Consider the following 9,388-nt stretch of genomic DNA (forward strand, 5'->3'; position numbering starts at 1 on the left):
TTGCCACACCTTCCGCCATAGTTTTGCCACTCATCTCCTGCAAAACGGCTACGACATCCGCACCGTCCAAGAATTGTTGGGCCACAAAGATGTCAAAACCACCATGATTTACACCCATGTGCTGAATAAAGGCGGGCGCGGGGTGAGAAGTCCATTGGATCCTTAGAAGGGGACGCTCGCTGGGGAAGGGATCCTCTTCCCCTTTACAGTACCTCAGCGATCATTGCGAATTATTACGACCTTGCCGTCATACCCTCAGCAGGGATCCGTTTCTCTGGTAGAACGAGAAACAAGCAATAGGGGATCCTGCCTATCGCGTCAGCGGGGCGGAGTCCTTTCGCGTCAGCGGGGCGGAGTCCTTTCGCGTCAGCGGGACGGAGTCCTTTCCCCAGTTCACCCCATCTTTTGCATTGCACGACGGAGAGCGACCGCATGTTTACTCTGGTTAAGCCCATCACCCGCCACGTTACTCCTGCCGAGGTGGGGGATCGCCGCTTGATGAAGGTGGTGTATGTGGTGTTGGAGCCGCAATATCAGAGTGCCCTGACCGCAGCAGTGCAGCACATCAACGCCCACAACTCCAAGCTGGCGGTGGAGCTGGCCGGCTATCTGGTGGAGGAGCTGCGGGATCCCGCGGGCTATGAGGCTTTTCAGCGGGATCTGGAAACGGCCAATGTCTTTATTGGATCCTTGATCTTCATCGAGGACATTGCCCAGAAGGTGGTGCAGGCGGTAGAACCCCTGCGGGAACGGCTGGATGCGGTGGTGGTGTTTCCCTCCATGCCGGAGGTGATGCGCCTGAACAAGATGGGAGCCTTTTCTATGGCGCAGCTAGGCCAGTCCAAGAGCGCCATCGCCCAGTTCATGCGCAAGCGCCAGCAGGGATCCAACTTCCAGGAGGGGATGCTGAAGCTGCTGCAGACCCTGCCCAAGGTGCTGAAGTATCTGCCCTTCGACAAGGCGCAGGATGCCCGCAACTTCATGCTCAGCTTTCAGTATTGGCTGGGGGGATCCCGCGAGAACCTGGAGAACTTTTTGCTGATGTTGGCGGATCGCTACCTGCCGGGGATGCGGGATCAGGTGCAGTTTGCCGAGCCGGTCACCTATTTGGAGATGGGCATTTGGCACCCCCTGGCACCCCAGATGTTTGCCAGCCTGTCGGAGTATTTGGACTGGTACAACGCCCGCGAGGATCTGCCGCAGGACGTGAAGGATCCCTTGGCTCCCTGCGTGGGGTTGGTGTTGCAGCGCACCCACCTGGTGACGGGGGATGATGCCCACTACGTGGCCATGGTGCAAGAGCTGGAGTCGCGCGGGGCGCGGGTGGTGCCGGTGTTTGCCGGGGGTCTAGATTTCTCCAAGCCAGTGAACGAGTTTTTCTGGAACGCGCAGAAGACAGCGCCCATTGTGGATGTGGTCGTGTCGCTAACCGGGTTTGCCCTGGTGGGAGGGCCGGCGCGGCAGGATCACCCCAAAGCAGTGGAAGCGCTGCAACGGCTGAATCGCCCCTACATGGTGGCGCTGCCCTTGGTGTTTCAATCGACGGAGGAATGGGCTGCCAGCGACCTGGGGCTGCACCCGGTGCAGGTGGCTTTGCAGATTGCCATTCCCGAGCTGGACGGGGCCATTGATCCCATCATCCTCTCAGGGCGGGACGCGGCCACCGGCAAAGCTCACGCAATGCAGGATCGGATCGAGCTGATCGCGGCGCGGGCCATTAAATGGGCCAATTTGCGGCGCAAGCCCAAGCTGGAGAAGAAGATCGCCATCACCGTCTTCAGCTTCCCACCGGACAAAGGCAATGTGGGGACAGCAGCCTACTTGGATGTATTTGCCTCTATTCACCGGGTGATGCAGGCCCTGGCCCACAACGGCTATGACCTCGGCCCCGAGCTGCCCAAAACCCCGCAGGAGCTGATGGAGTCCATCCTGCACGATCCCCAGGCCCAGTACGCCAGCCCGGAGCTGAATGTGGCCGCCAAACTGTCGGTGCGGGAGTACGAGGCGCTGACACCCTACGTGAAAGCCATCGAGCAATACTGGGGGCCAGCGCCGGGGCACCTGAATACCGATGGGCAAAATCTGTTGATCTACGGCAAGCACTTTGGCAATGTGTTCATCGGGGTGCAGCCCACCTTCGGCTATGAAGGGGATCCCATGCGGCTGCTTTTTTCCAGGTCAGCCAGCCCTCACCACGGCTTTGCCGCCTACTACACCTACCTGGAGAAAGTGTGGGGGGCGGATGCGGTGTTGCACTTTGGCACCCATGGATCCCTGGAGTTTATGCCGGGCAAGCAGATCGGCATGTCGGGCGAGTGCTATCCGGATAATCTAATTGGATCCCTGCCCAACCTGTACTACTACGCCGCCAACAACCCCAGTGAGGCCACTATTGCCAAGCGGCGGGGCTACGCCTGCACCATCAGCTACCTGACGCCGCCGGCAGAAAACGCCGGCCTCTACAAGGGGCTGCAAGAGCTGCGGGAGATGATCGGCTCCTACCAAACCCTGCGGGAGGGGGCGCGGGGCATCGCCATCGTCAACGCCATCTGCGACAAGGCGCGGCTGGTGAACCTGGACAAGGATGTGGAGTTGCCCCAGGGGGACGCCGCCCAGTTGAGCTTGGAAGAGCGGGACAGGGTGGTGGGCAAGCTCTACGCCCAGCTGATGGAGATCGAGTCGCGGCTGTTGCCCTGTGGTCTGCACGTCATTGGAGCGCCCCCCACAGCAGAGGAGGCGATTGCCACCCTGGTGAGCATTGCCAGCATTGACCGCCCGGAAGAAGGGATCCTGGGTCTGCCGCGCATTCTTGCCCAAAGCCTGGGCCGGGACATCGACGAGATCTACCGCAACCGGGATCGGGGACACCTGGCGGATACGGAGCTGCTGGATCGCATCAACAAGGCCTGCCAGAAGGCGGTGGCGGCGCTGGTGCAGGAGCAGACCGACGCCCAGGGCCGGGTCGCGCGGGTGGCCAAGCTCAACTTTTTCAACATGGGCCGGCAAGCCCCCTGGTTGGCAGTCCTAAAAGAAGCGGGCTACCCCCAGGTGGATCCGGATCTTTTGAAGCCCTTGTTTGAATTTCTGGAGGAGTGCCTCAAGCAAATTACGGCAGATTATGAGCTGGGATCCCTGCTGCGGGCCTTGGAAGGGGAGTACATTTCGCCGGGGCCGGGGGGGGATCCCATCCGCAACCCCAATGTGTTGCCGACAGGGCGCAACATCCACGCTTTGGATCCCCAGTCCATCCCCACGGCAGCCGCCATCCAGTCGGCGGAGATGGTGGTGGAACGGCTGCTGGCTCGCGAGATGAGCAGTAACGGTGGCCGGTACCCGGAAACCATCTCGGTGGTGCTCTGGGGCACCGACAACATCAAGACCTACGGGGAGTCGCTGGCGCAGGTGCTGTGTTTGCTGGGGGTGCGACCCAAACCCGATGCCCTGGGGCGGGTGAACAAGGTGGAGTTAATCCCCTTAGAGGAACTGGGCCGGCCCCGCATTGATGTGGTGGTGAACTGCTCGGGGGTATTCCGGGATCTGTTTGTTAACCAGATGGACCTGATCGACCGGGCGGTGAAGCTGGCGGCCGCAGCGGTGGAGCCACCGGAGCTGAACTTTGTGCGCAAGCACGCCTTGCAGCAGGCAGAAGAACTGGGGCTGACGTTGGAGCAGGCGGCAACGCGGGTCTTTTCCAACGCTTCCGGATCCTACTCGGCCAACATCAACCTGGCGGTGGAAAACAGCTCTTGGGAAGATGAAAGCGAGCTGCGGGAGATGTACCTATCCCGCAAGTCCTTTGCCTTCGGCTCGAATCTGCCTAACCAGCAGATGCGGCAGCTTTTTGAAGCCAGCTTGAAGACGGTGGATGTGACCTTCCAGAACCTGGACTCCTCGGAGATCAGCCTGACCGATGTCAGCCACTACTTCGACGCGGATCCCACCAAGCTGGTGCAAAGCCTGCGCCCCGACGGCAAGGCCCCCTCGGCCTACATGGCAGATACCACCACGCCCAACGCCCAGATCCGCACCCTGAGCGAAACCATCCGTCTGGACGCCCGCACCAAGCTCCTCAACCCCAAGTGGTATGAGGGGATGCTCAAGCACGGCTACGAAGGGGTACGGGAGATCGCCAAGCGGCTGGTCAACACCTCCGGCTGGTCGGCCACGGCAGGCGCGGTGGACAACTGGATCTACGAAGAAACCAACGAGACTTTCATCAAGGACGAGGCGATGCGGCAGCGCTTGATGAACCTCAACCCCCACTCCTTCCGGCGCATTGTCGGATCCCTGCTGGAGGTGCATGGGCGTGGCTACTGGCAGACTTCCCAGGCCAATATCGAGCGTCTGCAGGAGCTGTATCAGGAGATCGAGGACAGAATCGAAGGGGTGGAGTAATTAATATGGTTGTTTCAGGTTAGCGTGAGACGTCTGGGCTACTGTTCGCGCCAGCGGGACGGAGTCCTTAGACCTTACGTGAAGTCGGCAAAAGCTGCAACCATGGCCGGATCCTTGCCCAGGGCTTCTGAAGCAGCAGTGGATCCTGCCAAGTTCGTTGATTACTCTATGAATCCAGCTAATCCTGGAAATCAAGGCAAGTGGATTGCCTTTGCAGAGCTTGGCTATGATGTCAGTACACCAGAGGGAAGAAGGGTGGGATTTGCTCACATTCTGCAACAGGTTACTGCTGCTCTGCCTTGCGCCTTAGCCGGGGATCCGTTTCCAACACCCTATGGAAGCCGCTATCGATCAAGATTGAAATTTTGGGCCTCAATCAGAAAAAAGGCACTTTAGTGACCGTGTGGCAGGTTGATAAGGAAAGTTTAATCCCTCGTTTGGTCACCAATTGGCTAGAGGTACACAATGATGAGTAAAACCACTTCTAGAATCAAGCCATACAGTAGAGTCAAAACTGTGGCAGATGTCAAGGAGTATTTCAGCGAGACCACTATTCCTGCTGGAACTCAGGGATCCATTGTGGAATGTTACTCAGATCCCACTGAAGGCTATGCGGTTGATTTAGCGGTTCCGGATTTGAGCTTGGTAGGAGGTTTTCGATATTTTAATCTCATTCTTTTTCCCGATCAGTTTGAAGTCATAGATCCCGAAACATGAAGTATCCAATGTTGAATGGACGTTCCCTCTACCCCACCAGGTCAAGCCAGCGCAGGTAGCCCTCCACCAGTTGGGATCCGGCTAGAGCGGCTACCCCTCCGCCCATAGCCAAGTAGGGGCCGAAAGGGATGGGCTTTCCCAGGCGGGCCCGCCCCTTGGTCATGGCCAGCAAGCTAGCCAGCAGGCCAAACCCGGAACCCAAAAGAAGGGCCACCACCACCCCCTGCCAGCCCAACCACATGCCGATCAGGGCCAACAGCTTGCCATCTCCCCCGCCCATAGCCTCCCGCCCCAAGACCCAACGGGCCAAGAGGCCAATGCCCTCCAGCAGCCAGAGGCCCAGCACAGCTCCTGCAATCCCTTCCACCAGTGACAGGCCTGTAGCGGCCAGGGATCCGGATCCCTGGAGCCACGGCAGAGCCAGGCGGGCCAAAAGCCCCACCACCAGGCCTGAACGGGTCAGCTCCTCCGGCAGCAAAAAGGTATCCAGATCGATGAGCGCCAGGGCCAACAGCCAGCTCAACAAGATGCAGGTGAGGATCCCTTGGGCAGAAAACCCCAAAGCGCCGATGCTGAGGGCAAACAGGCCCATTGTCAACGCCTCAACGGCAGGGTAGCGCCAGCTAATCTGCGCTCCACAATGGCGGCAGCGACCGCGCAGCAACAACCAGCCTAGGATGGGAATGTTCTCCGTGGGGCCCAGCGGCGTCTTGCAGCTTGGACAATGGGATCCGGGATGGAGCAGAGAAAGACCCTGCGGCAGGCGATAGACCACCACGTTCAAGAAGCTGCCCACACAGGCCCCCAGCACCAGCACCAGCACCCAGCCCAGTAGGCGCAGCTCCCAGGTGCCGTTCGCATCAGCGTTGCTCAGCCACATCATGCGAGCGTTGCGCAGTAGGGGAGAACCTCGAGCATGGCAGCGATTCCCATCGCGTCGGCAGGACGGAGTCCCTAAAGGCAGAAAAAGGAAGGATCTGCTCTGTCAGCGTAGCTCCTTGTGCCTCACCGCAGCGGCTCCAATTGCTGCAGCGGAATAAAAGTTTCCTGGGGCAGCAGGATGGGGAACTCGGAAAAGATCAGATCCCCTCGCAGGGTACGGCGGTGAATAACTACCCCCCGCGGAGGTTGCTCCAGCACTTCCGGTCGATACTGCAGATGAAATTGATAAATCTGGCGAGCCGCTTGAAGCAGAGCGCTGTCCATGAGCTGTTTTCCTTGCCAAATTCACAACTACCCTAACGACATTCCCATCGCGTCGGCGGGACGGAGTCTTTAGACCTTTTGGGATCCCCAAAGTTCTGTCTGCCATCCCTCAGACTTTTTTAGAACGGTTAAGGCTTCTGAAAAGCCGAGGATCCCCTGAGCCGAACACCTGCTGCTTCCCAAAAGACAAGTCACCCGCCCCCGCCAGCCTAAACTTAGGATATCGCCGCCGAGGACTTATGGGTCACCTCCGCCCACTCAATTCTCGATGTCTGTCCAGGAATGGAGGCCATAGAGCACTCTGGAGTTGTCGGCAGCCAGCCTAAGACAGTTTGACGTCAGGGCTGGGGGAGATCAAATCTGGGCCGATGCTGTAGGAGGAGCCACGGTAACTGGGTTTGGGATTGAGCTTGTCTTGAAAGCGGGTGATGATCTGGATGGTGCGCTGTACATCCGCCGGAAAGATCACCACCAGGTCTCCGGGTTCGGCCTTTTCCAAAGCGGTTTCGATGGCAGTTGCCTCATCCAAGATTTCCTGCAGACGATCCCCTGCCTTTTCCTGTTCCCAACCCTGCCGGATTAGGGCGGCCACCTCGCCTGGTTCCCGTCCTCGCCGGTCATCATCTTCTTTGACAATGGCTCGGTCGAACATGCGCGCTGCCAAGACTCCCAGCTCTCGTAGGTCGCTGTTGCGCCGATCCCCAGGCCCGCCGATAACCCCAATTTTTCGTTGGCAATCCCAGCGCTCCAGGGTACTTTGAATGGCTTCGTAACCTGCTGGGTTGTGGGCATAGTCCACCAACACCTGGTAGCCCCCTACATCAAACAAGTTGAGGCGACCGGGGGTCTGGGCTACAGAACTGGTGAAGGTGCCCAGCGCCATGCGGATGTCGTCGATGGAAACCCCGTGCAGGAAGGCTGCCAAAGTAGCGGCCAGCACATTTTGGATCATGAAGCTGGCCTTGCCAGAGAGGGTGAGGGGAATTTTGGTTACATCTTCTATGCGCAGTTTCCAGCCCCGTTTCAAAATTGAGATGTGGCCCTCTTCATAGACAGCTGCTATGCCCCCGGAAGCAATGTGCTTTTGAATGAGGGGATTTTCCGGGTTCATGCTGAAATAGGCCACTGTCGCCTTGACATTGGCGGCCATGGCGGCCACCAGACCATCATCGGCATTCAAGACAGCGTAGCCCCGCTCGTGTACCGCTTCCACCAAGACGGATTTGACGCGGGCCATGTCTTCTAGGGTTTCGATATCCCCCAACCCCAGGTGATCTGAGGTTACGTTGAGCACCACGCCAATATCGCATTCCGGAAACCCCAGCCCCTCTCGCAAAATGCCGCCTCGCGCCGTTTCCAGCACCGCCACTTCTACGGTGGGATCCCTGAGCACCAGGCGGGCGCTGTGGGGGCCGGTCATGTCTCCCTTGGCAATTTGATGGTTTTGGATGTAAACGCCGTCGGTGGTGGTGAAGCCGACCCGCTTGCCGATGCCTTTGAGGATGTGGGCGATCAGGCGGGTGGTGGTGGTTTTGCCGTTGGTGCCGGTGACGGCCAGGATGGGGATGCGGGTGTGGCTGCCGGGGGGAAAGAGCATGTCGATGATGGGCTCAGCCACATTGCGCGGGATCCCTTCGCTGGGGGCCAGGTGCATGCGCAAACCCGGAGAAGCGTTCACCTCGACAATGCCGCCCCCGGTTTCGTTGACGGGCTGGGCAATGTCCGGGCAGATGAGGTCAATACCCGCCACATCCAGGCCGATGATCTGAGCTGCCCGTTCGGCAATGAAGGCGTTGTAGGGATGGATGATATCGGTGCAATCGACGGCGATGCCGCCGGTGCTCAGGTTGGCGGTGGATTTGAGGGTGCAATGTTCTCCTTTGGGCAGCACGGTATCCAGGGTGTAGCCTTTGCTTTCGAGGATACGCAGGGTCATGTCATCAACGCTAATTTGGGTCAGCACGTTTTCGTGGCCAAACCCCCGCCGCGGATCCCTGTTGACTTCGTCGATCAGCTCTTGAATGGTGGAGCGGCCATCTCCCACCACATAGGCTGGGATCCGTTTGGCCACAGCCACCAGCTTGTTGTTGATCACCAGCAGTCGGTAGTCATCCCCCACCAGGTGCTTTTCCACCAACACCACATCGGAGTATTGGCTGGCGGCATCGTAGGCGATCTCGGCGGCTTCCAGGCTGGTGATGTTGACGGTGATGCCCTTGCCGTGGTTGGCGTTAAGGGGCTTGATCACCACCGGAAAGCCCCCGACATCCTCGATGGTGGCTGCCAACTCGCTGCGGCGACGCACCGTATAGCCCTTGGGCACCGGGATCCCCATGTCCTGCAGCAGTTCTTTGGTGGCCCGCTTGTCGGCGGCCAGGTCGGCGGCAATGATGCTGGTTTTTTCAGTGGTGGTGGCTTCGATGCGCTTTTGGTAGACGCCGTACCCCAGTTGCACCAGGGATCCCTTGTTGAGGCGCAGATAGGGGATCCCGCGCAGGGCGGCCTCGTCCAGCAAAGCTTGGGTGCTGGGGCCGAAGCGGACGTTCTCTCGGATCTCTCGCAACTCTTGAATGTCCAGTTCTAGGTCGCGGCGGTAGTCTTCTCCATCCACCAAAGCCTGACAGAGGTAGACTGCAGCTTTGGCCGCAAAGCGCCCGGCCTCTGCCTCTTGATACTCGAACACGACGTTGTAGGTGCCGGGGGTGGAGGTTTCGCGGGTGCGGCCAAAATCCACTTTCATGCCGGCCAGAGTCTGCAGTTCCAAGGCCACATGCTCCACCACATGGCCCATGAGGGTGCCCTCTTCCACCCGTTGCAAGAATCCCCCATAGCAGCCGCGGGAGCACTGGTGTTCCCACAGTCCCGGCAACAGGGCCTCCAACCTTTCTTTGAAACCCGGGATGGTGTTGGTGGGTCGCTCCTGCAAGTCTTCCAGATCAAGCCGCATTTGAATCAGCTTATGACGACGGATGCTCCAGTAGTTGGGGCCACTGAGAACGCGGATGGATCGGATGCGCATAGGGTCTAGGGGAAACAGCGGGGAAGGGGACAGATAACTTAGGGTCGTTTT

Annotated in this window: 6 protein-coding genes; 3 read left to right on the top strand and 3 right to left on the bottom strand. The window is 59.1% G+C overall.

From position 1 onward, the window contains the following. From NW829_RS00005 to NW829_RS00015, 3 genes are all read left to right on the top strand, one after another. Positions 1-166: tyrosine-type recombinase/integrase (locus NW829_RS00005; RefSeq protein ID WP_414416173.1), on the top strand; the 166-nt coding region annotated here is incomplete at its 5' end. Between the two features lie 266 nt (positions 167-432). Further along, positions 433-4,395 carry a magnesium chelatase subunit H gene (locus tag NW829_RS00010; RefSeq protein WP_414416157.1) on the top strand — a complete coding sequence of 1,321 codons (3,963 nt, stop codon included), beginning with the start codon at positions 433-435 and terminating at the stop codon, positions 4,393-4,395. 78 nt (positions 4,396-4,473) lie between these two features. Further along, positions 4,474-4,791, top strand: coding sequence for a hypothetical protein (locus NW829_RS00015; protein ID WP_414416158.1), 318 nt, complete (start codon positions 4,474-4,476; stop codon positions 4,789-4,791). Positions 4,792-5,140: 349 nt separating this feature from the next. Here NW829_RS00015 and NW829_RS00020 read toward each other — a convergent pair whose 3' ends face one another. The 3 genes from NW829_RS00020 to cphA form a co-directional block, all read right to left on the bottom strand. Continuing rightward, positions 5,141-5,995, bottom strand: coding sequence for a prepilin peptidase (locus NW829_RS00020; protein WP_414413179.1), 855 nt, complete (start codon positions 5,993-5,995; stop codon positions 5,141-5,143). A 122-nt stretch (positions 5,996-6,117) separates the two neighbouring features. Beyond that, on the bottom strand, positions 6,118-6,318 hold the full coding sequence (locus tag NW829_RS00025) for a hypothetical protein (RefSeq protein WP_011432545.1): 201 nt from the start codon (positions 6,316-6,318) through the stop codon (positions 6,118-6,120). Between the two features lie 322 nt (positions 6,319-6,640). Then, entirely contained in the window at positions 6,641-9,337 is a 2,697-nt protein-coding gene (cphA, locus tag NW829_RS00030) for a cyanophycin synthetase (RefSeq protein ID WP_011432546.1), read from the bottom strand. Positions 9,338-9,388: the final 51 nt, after the last annotated feature.

Origin of the sequence: Synechococcus sp. R55.8, assembly GCF_047461895.1 — a bacterium.
Classification (GTDB): domain Bacteria; phylum Cyanobacteriota; class Cyanobacteriia; order Thermostichales; family Thermostichaceae; genus Thermostichus.